General features: G+C 61.2%; 17 protein-coding genes and 4 riboswitches. Of the genes, 10 read left to right on the forward strand and 7 right to left on the reverse strand.

The features are described 5' to 3' along the window. From B9Z34_RS02640 to B9Z34_RS02650, 3 genes are all read right to left on the reverse strand, one after another. On the reverse strand, nt 1-927 hold the full coding sequence (locus B9Z34_RS02640; RefSeq protein ID WP_108426535.1) for a hypothetical protein: 927 nt from the start codon (nt 925-927) through the stop codon (nt 1-3). Between the two features lie 171 nt (nt 928-1,098). Then, nucleotides 1,099-1,740 carry a CoA transferase subunit B gene (locus B9Z34_RS02645; protein ID WP_108426536.1) on the reverse strand — a complete coding sequence of 214 codons (642 nt, stop codon included), beginning with the start codon at nt 1,738-1,740 and terminating at the stop codon, nt 1,099-1,101. A gap of 1 nt (nt 1,741) precedes the next feature. Further along, complete coding sequence (locus B9Z34_RS02650) at nt 1,742-2,449, reverse strand: CoA transferase subunit A (RefSeq protein WP_108426537.1); 708 nt, start codon at nt 2,447-2,449, stop codon at nt 1,742-1,744. 85 nt (nt 2,450-2,534) lie between these two features. Here B9Z34_RS02650 and B9Z34_RS02655 point away from each other — a divergent pair, with 85 nt between their 5' ends. Then, complete coding sequence (locus B9Z34_RS02655; RefSeq protein ID WP_108426538.1) at nt 2,535-3,095, forward strand: PAS and helix-turn-helix domain-containing protein; 561 nt, start codon at nt 2,535-2,537, stop codon at nt 3,093-3,095. Between the two features lies 1 nt (nt 3,096). Here the strand turns inward: B9Z34_RS02655 and B9Z34_RS02660 are convergent, their stop codons facing one another. Then, nucleotides 3,097-3,510 (reverse strand): carboxymuconolactone decarboxylase family protein, encoded by a 414-nt coding sequence (locus B9Z34_RS02660; RefSeq protein ID WP_108426539.1) that lies wholly within the window; start codon nt 3,508-3,510, stop codon nt 3,097-3,099. Nucleotides 3,511-3,626: 116 nt separating this feature from the next. Here B9Z34_RS02660 and B9Z34_RS02665 point away from each other — a divergent pair, with 116 nt between their 5' ends. Beyond that, entirely contained in the window at nt 3,627-4,223 is a 597-nt protein-coding gene (locus tag B9Z34_RS02665; RefSeq protein ID WP_108426540.1) for a peroxidase-related enzyme, read from the forward strand. A gap of 144 nt (nt 4,224-4,367) precedes the next feature. On the opposite strand, the gene B9Z34_RS02670 is transcribed toward B9Z34_RS02665, so the two are convergent. Further along, on the reverse strand, nt 4,368-5,069 hold the full coding sequence (locus B9Z34_RS02670; protein ID WP_233249382.1) for a TetR/AcrR family transcriptional regulator: 702 nt from the start codon (nt 5,067-5,069) through the stop codon (nt 4,368-4,370). 101 nt (nt 5,070-5,170) lie between these two features. Between B9Z34_RS02670 and B9Z34_RS02675 the strand changes: the two genes are divergently transcribed. Beyond that, nucleotides 5,171-6,067, forward strand: coding sequence for a metal-dependent hydrolase (locus B9Z34_RS02675; RefSeq protein ID WP_108426869.1), 897 nt, complete (start codon nt 5,171-5,173; stop codon nt 6,065-6,067). A 41-nt stretch (nt 6,068-6,108) separates the two neighbouring features. Here B9Z34_RS02675 and B9Z34_RS02680 read toward each other — a convergent pair whose 3' ends face one another. Both B9Z34_RS02680 and B9Z34_RS02685 read right to left on the reverse strand, forming a co-directional pair. After that, nucleotides 6,109-6,531: a thioesterase family protein gene (locus tag B9Z34_RS02680; protein ID WP_108426542.1), complete on the reverse strand. Its 423-nt coding sequence runs from the start codon at nt 6,529-6,531 to the stop codon at nt 6,109-6,111. A gap of 10 nt (nt 6,532-6,541) precedes the next feature. Beyond that, entirely contained in the window at nt 6,542-7,324 is a 783-nt protein-coding gene (locus B9Z34_RS02685; protein WP_108426543.1) for an SDR family oxidoreductase, read from the reverse strand. Nucleotides 7,325-7,476: 152 nt separating this feature from the next. Here B9Z34_RS02685 and B9Z34_RS02690 point away from each other — a divergent pair, with 152 nt between their 5' ends. The 7 genes from B9Z34_RS02690 to gcvP all read left to right on the forward strand — a co-directional run bounded on the left by B9Z34_RS02690 (nt 7,477) and on the right by gcvP (nt 17,158). Next, on the forward strand, nt 7,477-9,168 hold the full coding sequence (locus B9Z34_RS02690) for an electron transfer flavoprotein-ubiquinone oxidoreductase (RefSeq protein WP_108426544.1): 1,692 nt from the start codon (nt 7,477-7,479) through the stop codon (nt 9,166-9,168). Nucleotides 9,169-9,357: 189 nt separating this feature from the next. Further along, nucleotides 9,358-10,329 carry a TRAP transporter substrate-binding protein gene (locus tag B9Z34_RS02695; RefSeq protein ID WP_108426545.1) on the forward strand — a complete coding sequence of 324 codons (972 nt, stop codon included), beginning with the start codon at nt 9,358-9,360 and terminating at the stop codon, nt 10,327-10,329. Between the two features lie 74 nt (nt 10,330-10,403). Further along, entirely contained in the window at nt 10,404-10,898 is a 495-nt protein-coding gene (locus B9Z34_RS02700; RefSeq protein ID WP_108426546.1) for a TRAP transporter small permease, read from the forward strand. Continuing rightward, the gene (locus B9Z34_RS02705) at nt 10,895-12,172 is read left to right on the forward strand and encodes a TRAP transporter large permease (RefSeq protein ID WP_108426547.1); all 1,278 of its coding nucleotides are present in this window, start codon (nt 10,895-10,897) and stop codon (nt 12,170-12,172) included. Before B9Z34_RS02700 ends, B9Z34_RS02705 begins: the two co-directional genes overlap by 4 nt. Nucleotides 12,173-12,181: 9 nt before the next feature. Continuing rightward, nucleotides 12,182-12,298, forward strand: a riboswitch (glycine riboswitch). An 11-nt stretch (nt 12,299-12,309) separates the two neighbouring features. After that, a riboswitch (glycine riboswitch) is annotated at nt 12,310-12,442 on the forward strand. A gap of 42 nt (nt 12,443-12,484) precedes the next feature. Then, complete coding sequence (gene gcvT, locus B9Z34_RS02710) at nt 12,485-13,624, forward strand: glycine cleavage system aminomethyltransferase GcvT (protein ID WP_108426870.1); 1,140 nt, start codon at nt 12,485-12,487, stop codon at nt 13,622-13,624. 102 nt (nt 13,625-13,726) lie between these two features. Further along, complete coding sequence (gene gcvH / locus B9Z34_RS02715; RefSeq protein WP_108426548.1) at nt 13,727-14,092, forward strand: glycine cleavage system protein GcvH; 366 nt, start codon at nt 13,727-13,729, stop codon at nt 14,090-14,092. A 153-nt stretch (nt 14,093-14,245) separates the two neighbouring features. After that, a complete protein-coding gene (gene gcvP / locus B9Z34_RS02720) occupies nt 14,246-17,158 on the forward strand; it encodes an aminomethyl-transferring glycine dehydrogenase (RefSeq protein ID WP_108426549.1) in 2,913 nt (970 codons plus the stop codon). Nucleotides 17,159-17,241: 83 nt separating this feature from the next. Then, nucleotides 17,242-17,332, forward strand: a riboswitch (glycine riboswitch). A 20-nt stretch (nt 17,333-17,352) separates the two neighbouring features. Then, nucleotides 17,353-17,454: riboswitch (glycine riboswitch) on the forward strand. The last annotated feature ends 42 nt before the right edge of the window (nt 17,455-17,496 follow it).

A 17,496-nucleotide genomic window follows, 5' to 3' on the forward strand; every position in this document is an offset into this window, starting at 1 on the left:
TCAGCGGTTTCTGGCGGCTTCTTGCAAAGCCACGTGCGTGACGCCCGCATCCGGCAGGCGCAGGCGCACGCCCTGGAAATACAGCTGGGCTTGTTCTGGCTGTTCAAAATGCACCCGCCACGGGGCTGCGCCATAGACACTGCGGGCTTCGTTCGCCGCCAAGGACAGCACCGTACTGCGGCCCGCGCCATCGACCACGCAAATGGCCCCCGATTTCTGCGCCACGAGGTACACCATGTCGCCAGCTTTGCTGGGGCTGGCAGGTGTGAGCACGGCGGCGGTTTGATGGGGTTGGCAGAGCTTGTTGTCAGGAGCGACTTTTTCAACTGCAACGGGTGCGGGTGCGGGTGCAATCACAGATTCAGGTGTGAACGCAGGTGCCGGTGTGGGCGCAGGCGTGGCAGCGGATACGGGTGCAGGCCGCGCAACAACGGCCGGCGCAGTCTTGGGCTGGGGGGCCGAAACCGGTTGAGCGGTTGACACTTGCCACAGCGATCTCACCCCACCACTCGGGCCTGGGTGACGAAGCAAAACCAAACCCACCACGCACAAACCAACGGTCAGAAGCAAACCCAGCAGCCAACGGGGCGGTTGAGAGAACACCGAAGGGGCAGGAGTGGCTTGAGCCCTTTGGCGCGACAACTCCACCAACTCCTCTACAACAGAAGGCCCTGGAACCACTGCCGCATCGTCCATGGGTCGGATCACGGCGGCGGGATCGCCCCCCAGCAAGTTGGCGACCTTGCGGGCCGCGTTTTCCTTGATGGCCGGGGTGTAAAAAAGCGAGTTACCGCCCGACTCCAATTGCAAAATTTGGGCGACAGACAAATTGGCGCTGCTGGCCAAAGCGGTGACATCGCACCGCTGAGAGACGCGCCATTCACGGAGCAATTCACCGCGCACGCGATCTGTGGGGAAGTTCGACATTCAGCAAGCCATTAAAAACCCCATTTTGTGAGGAACTGTCGGTCAATGGAATAAGGAAAAACCCAAAAGTATTGCATTCAGTCGTTTTTTACGACCATTAAGTCAATCAATTCAATGAAAACAAAAAACCGCAATAAATTGCGGTTTTTTGAAGGTTTGGGAGAACGCCGATCAGAAGATCAGTTTCACACCCGTCTTGCTTTGCAGCAACTCGGGCGTCACACCCGGGGCCAGCTCCACCACTTTCAGACCCGCGTCGGTCACGTCCATCACGGCCAGGTCGGTGATGATGCGGTCGACCACACCCACGCCCGTCAGGGGCAGTGTGCAGCTGGGCAAAATCTTCATGTCCTCGGTGCCGTCTTTCTTCTTGGCCACGTGTTCCATCAAGATGATCACGCGCTTGACGCCTGCGACCAGGTCCATCGCGCCGCCCATGCCCTTGACCATCTTGCCGGGGATCATCCAGTTGGCCAGATCACCCTTTTCGCTGACCTGCATCGCACCCAGGATCGACAGATTGATCTTGCCGCCACGGATCATGGCAAACGACTGCTCGCTGCCAAAAATCGACGAGCCTTTGATGGTCGTCACCGTCTGTTTGCCCGCGTTGATCAGGTCGGCATCGACTTCGTCCTCAGTGGGGAACGGGCCAATGCCCAGCATGCCGTTTTCGCTTTGCAGCCAGACTTCCTTGTCGGCGGGCACAAAGTTGGCCACCAGCGTGGGGATGCCGATGCCCAGGTTCACATAGAAACCGTCTTCCAGTTCGTGGGCCGCACGGGCGGCCATTTGGTCTTGACTCCAGCTCATATCAGACTCCCGCCTTTTCAGTGATGGTGCGTTTTTCGATGCGCTTTTCCGGCTTCGCGTTCAGCACGATGCGGTGCACATAAATGCCGGGCAGGTGCACGCTGTCAGGGTGCATGGCGCCGGTTTCCACAATCTCTTCGACCTCGACCACGCAGATCTTGCCGGCCATGGCCACCGCCGGGTTGAAGTTGCGCGAGGTGTAACGGAACTGCAGGTTGCCGGACTTGTCGGCGCGGTGCGCCTTGACCAGCGACACATCGGGGACCAGCGAGCGCTCCATCACATAGGTCTCGCCGTCAAACTCGCGCAGCTCCTTGCCTTCGGCCACCAGGGTGCCCACGCCGGTCTTGGTGAAGAAGGCCGGAATGCCCGCACCGCCCGCACGCAGCTTCTCGGCCAGCGTGCCTTGGGGCGTGAACTCCAGGGCCAGCTCGCCCGCCAGGTACTGGCGCTCAAACTCCTTGTTCTCGCCCACATAGGACGCGATCATTTTCTTGATCTGGCGGGTCTGCAGCAGCTTGCCCAGACCAAAATCGTCCACGCCCGCGTTGTTGGAAATCGCGGTCAGGTTCTGCACGCCGCTGTTCTTGAGCGCATCGATCAGCGCCTCGGGAATGCCGCACAGGCCAAAGCCGCCCACGCCAATGAGTTGCCCGTCAGCCACGATGCCCTTGAGGGCTTCGGCTGCGGAGGGATAAATCTTGTTCACACCGGTCTCCAGGAAAGGATGAAAACGCTACGATACTACGTAATCACATACGTAGTTTTTCGTAGAGGCTGGCCCTGATCAAACCATGAACACCGACATCGACTACCGCCTCGCCTTCGATTTGGCCCCCATCGGCCTGGTGCTGTCGCGCAACCGCGCCATCGTCGACTGCAACCAGCGGGTGTGCGAGATGTTTGGTGTGAGCAAGGCGCAATTGATCGGCCAAAGCTTTCAGCTGCTCTACCCCAGCGCTGACGAGTACGAACGCACCGGCCAGCGCATCGCACCCATCCTGAACGCCAAAGGCGTGTACGCCGATGACCGGGTAATGAAACGGGTGGACGGGCGCTTCAAAGGCGAAACCTTCTGGTGCCACGTGACCGGCCGGGCACTCAACCGCGACGCGCCACACGAGGCGGGCATCTGGACCTTTGAAGACCTGTCAGCCCGCAAACCTGTCAAGGCCGAACTCACCGCCCGCGAACGCGAAGTCGCCGCCCACCTGATGGACGGCCTGACCAGCAAGGAGATCGGCCGCGCCCTGAGCATCAGCCACCGCACAGTGGAAATCTATCGCGTCAAGCTCATGCGCAAATACCAGGCCTCCGGGACGGCGGATTTGATTCAGAAGTTGATGCGGGGGTGAGTCAGCCCTGGGATTCAACCACCTCCGCCACCGTCCTAAACGCATCGATGGCCGTGGGGAAGCCGCAATACACGGTGGCGTGCAGCATCACTTCGCGCAACTCTTCCGGGGTGGCACCGTTGTTGAGTGCGCCGCGCACATGGCCCTTGAGTTCATGCTGTTTGCCCAACGCAGTCAGCATGGCCACTGTGACCAGGCTGCGGGTTTTCAAGTCCAGACCGGGGCGCTGCCAGACGTTGCCCCAAGCGTTGCGCGTGATGAACTCCTGCATGGGCTGGGTGTAATCGGTGGCGTTGCCAAAGGCGCGGTCCACAAATTCAGCGCCCATGACTTGGGTGCGGGTGATGAGGCCAGCCTGGAAGGCAGCGTCATCGGCGTGGGCGTCGCGGGCTTGCTCAATGGGTGTTTTGGACATGACAGGCTCCTGAAAAGTTCGTCAGCATAATCGGTCATGTGGCTGAGTCCAAGACAGCCAAAGCCGATAAGACATGGATACCCGCATTCGCGGGCATGACAACAAAAAGGAAAGCCATGAGCACACGCTACCCAACCCCCGAAATCAATGACCTGCCTGAAGACATCAAAGCCAAAGTGCTGGAAATTCAAGAAAAAGCCGGTTTTGTACCCAATGTGTTTTTGGCCTTTGCCCGTCGCCCAGCCGAATGGCGGGCGTTTTTTGCGTACCACGATGCGCTGATGGTGCCCGAATCGGTCGGGCGCGAAAGCGGCCTGACCAAAGGTGAGCGCGAGATGATCGTGACCACCACCAGCGCCGCCAACAACTGCCTGTATTGCGTGGTAGCGCATGGCGCGATCTTGCGGATTTACGAGAAAAAGCCTTTGGTGGCCGACCAGGTGGCCATCAACTACCGCAAGGCCGACATCAGCCCACGCCAACGCGCCATGCTGGACTTCGCCATGAAGGTTTGCCACCACTCCGACGAGGTCGAAGAAGCCGATTTTGCCGCTCTGCACGCCTACGGTTTCAACGACGAGGACATCTGGGACATCGCGGCCATCACCGCCTTCTTTGGCCTGAGTAACCGCATGGCCAGCTTCAGCGGCATGATGCCCAACCCGGAGTTCTACCTGATGGGCCGCGCGCCCAAGGCCAAGCCGACGGCCTGAGTGCTGGCCTGAACACCTGACTTGATCGGGGGACGTGCCTTCGACTGCCGTGGATGCCCGCATGCCCGGGCATGACAGACACGCGAACTCGTCACACCCGACCCGATAGGGTGTCCATGCCTTCGATGACGAATGGGTGCCAGGTCAGGCCGGGTTGGTGGGAGACTGGCGGGCCAGCAGGGACCAGGCCATTTGCACCAGGGCCTCCTCAAAGGCCGGGCTGCCCAGCAAGGGCGACTTTTCCAGGCTGGCGCTGCGCAGCGTGCCGATGACCGAACGGGTCAGTACGAACAGCTGCGCCGGGCTGGGTGTTTGCAGCGCGGGGTGGCCGATGCGTTCAAAAAAGATGGCCAGGCGGTCGGCGACCTGGCGCACGGCGCTGGCGGTTTCATCGGGTTTTTCCAGTGTCCAGCACAGGCGGATCAGGCTTTGGCTCAGGCCCTTCCCGGTGGCAAAACCGCGCACCAGGATACGAATGGCCTGGCACAGCAGCTCGCGCCCGTCGAGCTCGCGCACGTTGGGCAGAGTTTCCAGCTCGCTCAGGTAGCGCCCCAGCTCTTGCAACACCATCTCTTGCCCGCGTGTGGCCATGGCCCGCACCAGCACCTCTTTGCTCGGAAAGTACTGGTAGAGCGTGCCAATCGAAAACCCAGCAGCAGCCGCGACCTTGTTGGTGGTCAAACCACCCTCGCCTTCCTTATCCAAAATCTGAGCAGCGGCCTTGAACAGGGTCTGCATGGTCTGCTGCGCCCGGGCCTGCGAAGGCTGGCGACGCAGGCTGAGTTCGGCCTGGGGGTTGGCCTGGGGCTTGGTGGCGGGTTTTGCAGCGGGTTTGGGGGCGGGCATGAAAAGGCCTTTGTCAAAATGTGAGCAGATAGCGAGTTGCAAGGTCTTTGCAAAACCTGAACAATGCTCACATTCTGACCCATATCACCATGAGACATGCCATGAGCACCCACCCCGCCGCCCCGACCGAGTTGACCGTGCGCCGCCTGAGCGTGGACCTGAGCCAGGGTTTCTCTCGTCACTGGAACGGCGGCGATGCGTTTTTGACGGCTTATGCCAACGCCTTGTCCATGAGCTTTCCGGTGGGTGAGCAGTCCTTCATCGATGCGGTCAAGGCGGGGGCCAAGCAGCTGCCCGACACCCCGGAAAACGCCGAGCTCAAGCAAATCGCCAAGGGCTTTGTTGGGCAAGAGGCCACCCACCGCCACCTGCATGCCCTGTACAACGCCCACCTGGAAAAACAAGGCTTGGTCAACCACTGGGGGCCACGCGCCGAGCAGCGCCTGAAAAAAGGCCGCGAAGAATTTTTCAGCAAGAGCGACAAGGGCTATCTGCACGAGCTGGCGATCACTGCCGCTTTTGAGCACTACACCTCCATCTTTGGTGACCTGACGCTGGAGCGCATCGACCAGCCGGGCGACTGGTTCGCCGGGGCCGAAGAACCCCTCAAAACCCTGTGGCGCTGGCACGCTGCCGAAGAGTCCGAGCACAAATGCGTAGCCTTTGACTTGTACCAGCGATTGGGCGGTAACCACCAGTGGCGCATGCGCTGGTTCTGGTACGTCACCGTGCAGTTCAGCACCGATGTCTTCCGCCAGACCGTCAACAACCTCTGGCACGACAAGACGCTGTTCAAGCCTTCGACATGGTGGTCAGCGGGCAAGTTTTTGTTCGGTCGCCGCGGCATGGTCTGGCGCGTGGCCAAGCCCATCTGGGCCTACACCCGACGCGACTTTCACCCCATACAAGTGGGCAGCCCCACCCTGTCGCAAGACTGGCTGCAAAACCACGCCGACCAGTGGCGTGCGGTGGGCGTACCCGCCACATCGGCCACTTAAGGGATTCGCGCACAAGGGTGCGCTCCCACGAAAAACGGCGCTCAGTTGCTGACCAAAGCCCGCACCCAGTCGGGCATGGTCACGGCTTTTTGTTGGGGAAAGTCCACCCAGATCGTGGTCGCCCCCCCTGCGGCAAATACCACGCCCGGCTGGTCGGTGCGCTCCAGCGTGCACCAGCTCTCAAAGGTCGTGCGGCCCGGATCGCTCACAAACATTTTGGCCAGGATATTGCCCGGGTATTCAAACTGTTTGTAGAAGTTGCAAAAGGCATTGACGATCACCGGCCCCTCGCCTTGCGGATTCAGCACAAAGCCGATCTTGTCGAACCAGTCGATGCGGGTGGTCTCCAGATAGCGGAAGTACACCGTGTTGTTGACATGGCCCATGGCGTCCATGTCGCCCCAGCGGATGGGGATGACCAACTCGTGCACCAGTTTCTTGCGCTCGGGCAGCTCCAGCTTCATGGTTTGCCCCTCACACCGCAAAGCCGTCGTCGGCCGAGACCACCGCGCCATTGATGAAATGGCTCTGGTCGCTGGCCAGCAGCATCAGCAAGGCGTCCAGATCTTGCGGCTGGCCCACGCGCTTGCGTGGCAGCATGCTGATGAGTTTTTGGCCCTGCTCGGTCTGCCAGTGGTGGTGGTTGATCTCGGTGTCGATGTAGCCTGGGCAGATCGCGTTCACATTGATGCCAAAACGGCCCCACTCCACCGCAAAGGCCTTGGTCATCTGCACCACGGCCGCCTTGCTCATGCAATACACCCCGATTTGCGGCAAGACCTTGAGGCCCGCCATCGACGCGATGTTGATGATGCGCCCGCCCGTGAAGCTGCCCGGCGCTGCGCCTTTGGCCCGGGCCAGCATGCGCTTGCCCACCTCTTGCGCCACAAAAAACGCACCGCGCACATTGGTGTTCATGATGAAGTCATAGTCTTCTTCGGTCACGTCCTGGATGCGCTGGGTGGTGCTCACGCCCGAGTTGTTCACCAAAATGTCGATGCTGCCCATCTCGGTTTCAGCGTGCGCCACAGCCGCGGCGATGCTGTGGCGGTCGGTCACGTCCATCTCGACCACATGCGCGTCGCCGCCCGCCGCCTCGATCTCGGCCCGCAGGTCCTTAAGTTTTTCCATGCGGCGGCTGGCCAGCACCACGCCAGCCCCGGCCGCGGCCAGGGTTTTGGCAAATTGCGCACCCAGGCCACCCGAAGCGCCCGTCACCAGGGCCACGCGGCCCGACAAATCGATTTCATAAGCCATGACAAATCCTTCTAGGGGTTTCGCGTCCGTTGCTTGCAACGGCTGACGCCATTGTGCGGGGGAACGACCCTCAAGATGCATAAAATGAGTCACGCGCCCGACAAGCCCTGCGCCCGGGCACCGCATCCGCAACTATCCTCAAAGAGACTTTCATGAGCCCCGAAGAAATCCTCAGCACCTACGGCCCTCGCGAATCCATGCCCTACGACGTGGTCGTGGTCGGTGGCGGCCCCGCTGGCCTGTCCACGGCCATTCGCCTGAAACAACTGGCCGCTGAAAAAGGCACCGACGTGTCGGTGGTGGTGCTGGAAAAGGGCGGCGAGCCCGGTGCACACATCCTGAGCGGCGCCATCATGGACCCCAAGGCCCTGACCGAACTCTTTCCTGACTGGAAAGAACGCGGCGCCCCCCTCAACCAGCCCGTGACCGACGACGCCTGGAGCTTCCTGAGCGAGACCGGCGCCACCCGCACCCCCGGCATCTTCCTGCCCGAGTGCGCACAAAACCACGGTAACTACATCATCAGCCTCTCCAACTTCACCCGCTGGCTGGCCCAGCAGGCCGAGAATTTGGGTGTCGAAATCTTCCCCGGCTTCACCGCCGCCGAAGTGCTCTACAACGAGGACGGCTCGGTCAAAGGCGTGGCCACCGGCAATCTGGGCATTGGCAAAGACGGCGAGCCGACCGAGAATTTCCAGCTCGGCATGGAGTTGCACGGCAAATACACCGTGTTCGCCGAAGGCGCACGCGGCCATCTGGGCAAGCAGTTGATCGCCAAATACAAGTTGGACGAAGGCCGCGACCCGCAGACCTATGGCATCGGCATCAAGGAAGTCTGGGAGATTGACCCCTCACGCCACACCCCCGGTTTTGTGATGCACACCGCCGGCTGGCCCATGAACAACGACACCTACGGCGGCGCGTTCATGTACCACATGGAAGACAACAAGATCGCCATCGGCTATGTGGTCGGTCTGGACTACGCCAACCCCTGGCTCAGCCCCTTTGAAGAGTTCCAGCGCTGGAAAACCCACAACAACATCAAGTGGTACTTCACCAACGACCAAGGCGAAGTCAACGCCAAGCGTATTGGCTACGGTGCACGCGCTATCACCGCAGGCGGCCTGATGAGCCTGCCCAAGACCGTGTTCCCGGGCGGCGCACTGGTGGGTTGCGACGCCGGTTATCTGAACGTCAGCCGCATCAAGGGCAGCCACGCCGCCATCAAGACCGGCATGCTGGCCGCCGAAGCGGCTTATGACGCCATCGTGGCAGGCCGCGAGCACGACGAGCTGAGCGCCTACCCCGAGGCCTTCGAGGCCAGCTGGCTCTACACCGAGCTGAACAAGTCGCGCAACTTCAAGAGCTGGTTCAAGAAGGGCCTGACGGTCGCCACGCTCATGAACGGCTTCGAGCAGTTTGTGCTGCGTGGCCACATTCCCTGGACGCTGCGCCGCGACAAGGCCGACCACACGTACCTGAAGCCTGCCGCCGAGTGCGAACAAATCGTCTACCCCAAGCCCGATGGCAAGCTGACTTTTGACCGTTTGAGCAGCGTCTTCATCAGCAACACCAACCACGAGGAAAACCAGCCGGCCCACCTGACGCTGAAAGACGCGTCTGTGCCCGTGGCCATCAACCTCGCCAAATACGCAGGTCCCGAGTCGCGCTACTGTCCGGCCGGTGTGTACGAATTTGTCAAGAACGAAGACAACAGCGACCGCCTGCAGATCAACGCGCAAAACTGCGTCCACTGCAAGACCTGCGACATCAAGGACCCGACGCAAAACATCGTCTGGGTCACGCCCGAAGGCGGTGGTGGACCGAACTACACAGGCATGTAAGTCCTGTGCATTCACTTTGAGAGGCCCTGCAGGGCCTCTTTTTTTGCAAGGCGACCACAGCGTCACCAAGGCATCAGCACCCCCGCGAAAACCCGTAGTCGAACCGCTCTGCGGGCACCCCATAATCAAACTTGTATGACAAATTGATCCCCAATTCGTCATCGTCCATTGATCCACGAGGAGCTACGAATGAAATTGAGCAAACTGATGTTGGGCCTGAGCTTGGCCATCGGCATCGTATCCACGGCCTCTGCGCAAATCACCATGCGCAACAGCATTTCGGTCGCCCAGAACTCCCACCAAGGCGAAGCCATCGACACGCTGGCCAGAGAAGTGGAAAAGCGGACCAACGGTCGCATCAAGATCCAGAACTTCTACTCGGGTTCTTTGGGCGGTGAGCGCGAGTCGATCGAATCGGTCCAGCTGGGTACCCAGGAATTGGCCACCACCTCCACCGGTCCCGTCCCCAACTTCGTGCCTGAGGCCCGCATTTTGGACGTGCCTTTCTTGTTCCGTGACAAAGCGCATGCACGCGCCGTGCTCGACGGCCCCATTGGCCAGGAACTGCTGACCAAATTCGAGTCCAAAGGCTTCAAGGCTTTGGCCTGGGGTGAAAACGGCGTGCGTCACATGACCAACAGCAAGCGCGCCGTCAACGAGCCCGGTGACCTGAAGGGTCTGAAAATGCGCACCATGGAAAACCCTGTCCACGTCGCGGCATACAAGAGCCTGGGCATTGTGACCACGCCGATGGCTTTCCCCGAAGTGTTCACCGCCTTGCAGCAAGGCACCGTGGACGGCCAGGAAAACCCTCTGTCCGTGATCATGGCGGCCAACTTTGACCAGGTCCAAAAACACCTGACATTGACTGGCCACGTCTACTCACCCGTCGTGATCCTGATGAACAAGGGCAGTTTTGACAAGCTCAGCGCCGCTGACAAGCAAATCTTCCTCGATGCGGCCAAAGAGGCCGTCAAGGTCAACCGCGCCCGCGTCGACAAGGACGATGCCAATGGCGTGGCCGAGTTGCGCAAGAAGGGCATGACCATCATTGAAAACGTGGACAAGTCCAAATTCGTGGCCACCATGGGTCCAGCCATGGCCGAGTTTGAAAAGCAGTTCGGCAAAGCCAACCTGGACCGCATCCGCAACTTCAAGTGATTTAGCGCTTGTTCAAAACGCCCGCCAATGCAGAATTGGCGGGCGTTTTTTGATTTTGTCGAGAAGGAAGTTTTATGCGTTCGCTCTATTTGAGTGTGGAAAAGTGGACCACCGCTTTTTCCATGCTCGTGGCCTGTTTGATGCTGGCTGTCGCAGCTTGCCTGGGCATGCTGCAAATTTTCACCCGTTTCGTGCTGGAAACCCCCATTGAATGGACCGAGGTCATCATCCGCTTCAGCCTCATCTGGATGGTGTTCATGGGCATCCCCATGGCCTTTCGTCAAGGCGCCATGGTCAGCGTGGACGTGCTCTACCGCTGGAGCGGCCCGCGCATGAAGAAATTTCTCGACACTGTGGTGGCATTGGCTGCACTGGCTTTGGTGTGCGTCATCATTTGGTGGGGCTGGGACTACGCCAACCGGGGCAAGGTCCAGTCCATGATCGGGCTTGAAGACGTGTCCATGTTCTGGGCGTACATGGCGCTGCCCGTCGGCGCGGCTTTCAGCGTCATCAGCATCATTGGCAATTGGCTGGATCCCCAGCGTTTGGAACTGGAGACCGCACAATGAGCGTCGTCATGCTTTGCACCATGGTGCTGTGCTTTGCACTCACCATCTCGGTGGCCGTGTCCATTGGCTTGTCGGCCATCGTCGGCATTCAGATCGGCAATGCCAACATGCTCATCTCCGTCAAGGAGATGTTCAACTCGATGAACAAATTCCCGCTGGCTGCGATCCCCTTCTTCATCCTGGCGGGCAACATCATGGAAACCGGCGGCATCTCCCGTCGCCTGGTGGAGTTTGCCAAGAGCATCGTGGGCGGCGTGCAAGGCGGCTTGCCCATGACCTGCGTGCTGACCTGCATGATTTTTGCGGCGGTGTCGGGCTCATCGGTTGCCACCACCTTCGCCATCGGCACCATCCTGATCCCGGCGCTCATCAAGCACGGTTACCCCACCACCTATGCGGCCTCCTTGCAAGCCACATCGGCCGAACTCGGCGTGATCATCCCGCCTTCGATCCCCATGATCCTGTACGGCGTGAGTGCCGAAGTGTCCATTGGCGAGCTGTTCATTGCCGGTTTTGGCCCGGGTCTGTTCATTGGCGCAGCCTTGATGTTCTGGGTCTGGGTGTATTGCAAATACAAAGGCTGGGGCAAAAACGATGGCGATGGACGCTTGAGTTTTGGCAAAGCATCGTGGCAAGCCGGTTGGGCGCTCATGATGCCCGTCATCATTTTGGGCGGCATCTACGGCGGGGTGTTCACCCCCACCGAAGCGTCTGCCGTGGCGGTGTTCTACGCGCTGATCGTCGGCACGGTCATTTACCGCGAGATCAAGCTGAAAGACCTGGCTGTGATCATGCGCAAATCGGTGCTGTCCAGCGCGGTGATCATGTTCATCATCGCCAACGCGGGTTTGTTCGCCTTCCTGATCACGCGCGCTGGGGTGCCTGAAGCCATTGGTCACTGGCTGGAAGACGTGCTCAAGTCGCCCGCCTACTTCCTGCTGGGCGTGAACGTGGCCTTGTTTTTCATTGGCATGTTCATTGAAACCAGTGCCGCCATCATCGTGTTGGCGCCCATCCTCGCCCCTGTGGCCATGCACTTTGGCATCGACCCGGTTCACTTTGGCCTGATCATGGTGGTCAATCTGGCGCTGGGCATGATCACACCGCCTTTCGGCGTGAACTTGTTCGCGGCCTGTACGGTAGCGCGCATTTCGCTCGATCGGATGATCAAAGATTTGATCCCCTTCGTGCTGGTGATCCTGGTTTGCCTGATGGTGGTGAGCTATGTGCCTGCTTTGTCGCTGACCTTGCGGGATCTGGTGTACGCCAAATAAAGCTAGAATCCACCCCTGTCAGGAGAGCGCCTGACTTGTCTCAAGCATGAAACAAGTCAGGCCGCCGAAGGCGCAGGCGGTTTGAAAAACTGCTGAACGCTCAGGCAAAAGGACTGACAAAACGCTTTTCATCAAGGCGTTACCTCACTGGAGAGAGGTGCCGGGCCATCGGGCCACGGCATCCACCGAAGGAGCAAACCGCAGAACGTCCGGCTTTCAGGCCGAATGGTCCCGGCGAATCTCTCAGGTAAAGCGGACAGCGAGGGCAAGCCACAGCATGTGCTGTGGTTGTTCATTGCCCTTGGAGTTCCTGTGAACGCTGCTGCCGACTTGCTCACCACCCCTTTGAACGCCCTGCACACCGAGCTGGGCGCCCGCATGGTGCCTTTTGCGGGCTACAGCATGCCGGTGCAATACCCCTCTGGCCTGGTCGCCGAGCACCACCACACCCGCAACGCGGCTGGCCTCTTCGACGTCTCGCACATGGGCCAGTTGTGCCTGAGCGGCCCCGATGCCGCTGCCGCCTTCGAGTGCCTGATGCCGGTGGACGTGATCGGACTGGGCATGAACAAACAGCGCTACGGCCTGCTGCTCAATGACGAGGGCGGCATCATCGACGACCTGATGTTCGTGAACCGCGATGTGGCCAACGGCGGCGACATCTTTGTCATCGTCAACGGGGCTTGCAAACACGGCGATCTGGCCCACATCCAAGAGCGCATCGGCAGCCGCTGCACCATCACGCCGCAATTTGACCGCGCCTTGCTGGCCCTGCAGGGCCCGCAGGCGGTGACCGCCTTGCAGCGCTTGTTGCCCGGCGTTGAAAAATTGGTGTTCATGACCGGCGCCGCCTTTGACCTGGATGGCGCAGACCTGTATGTGACCCGCAGCGGCTACACAGGCGAAGACGGTTTTGAAATCTCCCTGCCCGCCCACGCGGCCGATGCCTTTGCCCGTGCCCTGCTGGCCCAGCCCGAAGTCAAGCCGATTGGCCTGGGTGCCCGCAACTCGCTGCGCCTGGAAGCCGGGTTGTGCCTGTACGGCAACGACATCGACACCACCACCACCCCAGTCGAAGCGGGCCTGAACTGGGCCATGCAAAAGGTGCGCCGCACAGGTGGCGCGCGTGCAGGCGGCTTCCCAGGAGCTGACAAAGTGCTGGCGCAGCTCGACGGCACAAGCCCGGCGCAGCGCTTGCGCGTGGGCCTGGTGGCCCTGGATCGCGTGCCGGTGCGCGAGCATGTGGAACTGCACAACGACGGCGGCCAGAAAGTGGGCGAAGTCACCAGCGGCCTGCTGGCCCCGACGGCCGACCAACCTGTGGCGCTGGCCTATGTGCAGGCAGAATACGCGCCAGCAGGCACACGCCTGAACGCCATGGTGCGCGGCAAAGCCGTGCCCATGACCGTCAGCGCCCTGCCCTTCGTACCCAACCGCTATCACCGCGGTTGAACTTAATCGGGGTCAGATCCCAATTGAATCCACACATCCTGACAAGCCAAACAATGGGGATCTGACCCCGATTGAATACCCTAACACACAAGGAGCTCCCACATGATCAAGTACACCGAAGACCACGAATGGTTGCAAATTGACGGTGACACCGCCGTCGTCGGCATCACCCACCACGCACAAGACGCGCTGGGCGATGTGGTGTTTGTGGACTTGCCCGAAGTGGGCAAGTCTTTTGCCGCCAAAGAGGTCGCAGGCGTGGTCGAGTCGGTCAAGGCCGCTGCCGACGTCTACATGCCCGTGGACGGCGAGATCACCGAGGTGAACGAAGAACTGCGCGGCGACCCCTCGCTGGCCAACACCGACCCCCTGGGCAAAGGCTGGTTCTTCAAGGTCAAACTGTCCAACCCCGCGCAGGCCGACGCCCTGCTGGACGAGACGGCTTACAACAAGTTCTCGGCGGGCTGAGTGAACTGTTGAGTGTTTTGTGACCCCGGACGGGCTCCGGGGTCCATGGATGCCCGATCCACTCGGGCATGACAAACACAACGCTCTTCCCTCCAGAACCTTGGGCAAGTGGCATGCCGTGCCGCTTGCCGAATGTTTTAAACGGAGCCACACATGCTGATGTCCACCCTCAAGCCCTTGGGCGAACTCGAAAATCCGTCCGAATTCATCGCCCGCCACATCGGCATCAGCGACGCTGATGAGCAGCACATGCTCGGCGTGATCGGCGAGGCCTCGCGCCGCGCCCTGATCGAGTCCATCGTGCCGCGCAGCATCGCCCGCGCCCAGGCCATGCAGCTGCCAGCCCCGGTGACCGAAGCCGCCGCGTTGGCCGAGCTCAAAGCCATGGCGCAGCAAAACCAGTTGCTCAAGAGTTTCATCGGCCAGGGCTACCACGGCACCCACACGCCCGGCGTGATCCTGCGCAACATCCTGGAAAACCCCGCCTGGTACACCGCCTACACACCCTACCAAGCCGAGATTTCACAGGGCCGCATGGAAGCGCTGGTCAACTTCCAGACCATGGTGTGCGACCTGACCGGCATGCCGATCGCCAACGCCTCCATGCTCGACGAAGCCACCGCAGCGGCCGAGGCCATGACGCTGGCCAAGCGCTCGGTCAAGGCCAAGGGCAACGTGTTCATTGTGAGCGGCGACTGCCACCCGCAAACCATCGAGGTCATCCAGACCCGCGCCGCGCCATTGGGCATCACCGTCAAGCTCGTGCGCTCGGGCGACGAATGGCAAGCGGCCATCGCACAAGACGACTACTTTGCCGCGCTCAACCAGTACCCCGGCAGCAGCGGCTGGCTGGCCGACTGGCAGCTCAGCGCCGATCTGGTGCACAGCAAGCAAGCCGCCTTCATCCTGGCCGCCGACCTGATGGCGCTGGTGCTGCTCAAGTCGCCGGGCGAAATGGGTGCCGACATCGTGGTGGGCACCACCCAACGCTTTGGCATGCCCATGGGCGCAGGCGGTCCACACGCCGCCTTCATGGCCTGCCGCGACGAATACAAGCGCTCGCTGCCCGGCCGACTGGTCGGCGTGAGCGTGGACGTGCACGGCAAACCCGCTTACCGCCTGGCCCTGCAAACCCGCGAGCAGCACATCCGCCGCGAAAAAGCCACATCCAACATCTGCACCGCGCAGGTGCTGCCTGCTGTGGTCGCCAGCATGTACGCGGTCTACCACGGCCCTGCGGGCCTGACCCGCATCGCCCGCCGCATCGCGAGCTACACCGCTGTGCTGGCCGAAGGCCTCAGAGCCTTGGGCGCGTCCTTGCTGCACGGCACGGCGTTTGACACCCTCACGGTGGACTGCGGCAGCGCACAAGCGGCTGATGCCCTGCACGCTCAAGCGGTGGCCCAGCAGCTCAACCTGCGCCGCTACAGCGGTGGCCGCGCCGGTTTTGTGGGCATCAGCCTGGACGAAACCACCATGCGCGAAGACATCGCGACACTCTGGGCGCTGTTCGCCCAAGACGGCCAGAAACTGCCCTCGTTCGAGCAGTTCGAAAAAGGCATTGCTCCGCTGATCCCCGAGTCACTGCGCCGCAGCAGCGCCTTCCTCACGCACCCGGTGTTCAACCGCTACCACTCCGAGACCGGCATGCTGCGCTACATCCGCCAGCTGTCCGACAAAGACCTGGCGCTCGACCGCAGCATGATCCCGCTGGGCAGCTGCACCATGAAGCTCAACGCCACCAGCGAGATGATCCCGATCACCTGGCCCGAGTTTGCGGGCGTCCACCCCTTTGCCCCTGCCGGGCAATTGAAGGGCTATGCCCTGCTGGACCAGCAGCTGCGCGACTGGCTGTGCCAGGCCACCGGCTACAAAGGCATCAGCCTGCAGCCCAACGCAGGCAGCCAGGGCGAATACGCGGGTCTCTTGGTCATCCAGGCCTACCACCGCGCCCAAGGCCAAGGCCACCGCCACATCTGCCTGATCCCGTCCAGCGCCCACGGCACCAACCCCGCCAGCGCCCAGATGGTCGGCATGACCGTGGTGGTCACCAAGTGTGACGAAAACGGTAACGTGGACATGGACGACCTGCAGGCCAAGTGCGAGCAGCACAGCGCCAACCTGGCCGCCGTGATGATCACCTACCCCAGCACACACGGCGTGTTCGAGACGCAGGTCAAAGCCCTGTGCGAGCTGGTGCACCAGCACGGTGGCCGGGTGTATGTGGACGGGGCCAACATGAACGCCCTGGTGGGCGTGGCCGCGCCCGGCGAGTTCGGCGGTGACGTGAGCCACCTGAACCTGCACAAGACCTTCTGCATCCCGCACGGCGGTGGCGGCCCCGGCGTTGGCCCTGTCTGTGTGGTCGAAGACCTGGTGCCTTATCTGCCGGGTCACGCCACAGGCGGCGTACCGGTCAATGGCGTGGGCGCTGTGTCGGCCGCGCCGCTGGGCAATGCCGCCGTGCTACCGATCAGCTGGATGTACTGCCGCATGATGGGTGCCGAGGGCCTGAAGCACGCCACCGAGTCGGCGATTTTGGCAGCCAACTACATCAGCAAGCGCCTGGCACCCCACTACCCTACGCTCTACGCCAGTGACAACGGCCATGTGGCGCACGAGTGCATCCTGGACCTGCGCCACTTCAAGGACAGCTGCGGCGTGATGGCCGAAGACGTGGCCAAGCGACTGATGGACTATGGCTTCCACGCGCCCACGCTGAGCTTCCCCGTAGCGAACACGCTGATGGTCGAGCCCACCGAGAGCGAGACGCTGGAGGAAATCGACCGCTTCATCGACGCGATGATCGCCATCCGCGAAGAGATCCGTCAGGTGGAAAACGGCACCTGGCCGCAAGACAACAACCCGCTGAAAAACGCGCCGCACACGGCGGACAGCGTGATGTCCAGCGAATGGACCCGCCCCTACAGCCGCGAAGTCGGTGCGGCTCTTGCCCAGCGCGTGCCCGGCAGCGTGAAGTACTGGCCCCAGGTGGGCCGGGTCGACAACGTCTACGGTGACCGCAACCTGTTTTGCAGCTGCATCCCGGTGAGCGACTACGCCTGAGTTGAGGTCTTATCGCGGTCGGTGATCGCGGTAAATTTTTAACCCAAAGCCAACACAAAACAGCACAACAACGTTAAGATCCAACTCCCGCATCGGGAGAGACTGTCCAAAACAGACAGCGCCGAAGGAGCAACCGCCCCGGAAACTCTCAGGCAAAAGGACCGATGCAGACAGGCCCCATCATCAGATGCGGGGCCACACACTCTGAAGAGCGCCCCCGGTTCGTCACCGGGGTCCACCGCAGGAGCAAGCCTCATACGAGGTGAATCTCTCAGGTTTCAAACAGAGGGGGTCATGCCGCGCACATCCGGTGCGCAGCGTGTCCATCCGTTTGAGAC

Origin of the sequence: Limnohabitans sp. Hippo3, from assembly GCF_003063665.1 — a bacterium.
GTDB lineage: Bacteria > Pseudomonadota > Gammaproteobacteria > Burkholderiales > Burkholderiaceae_C > Limnohabitans_A.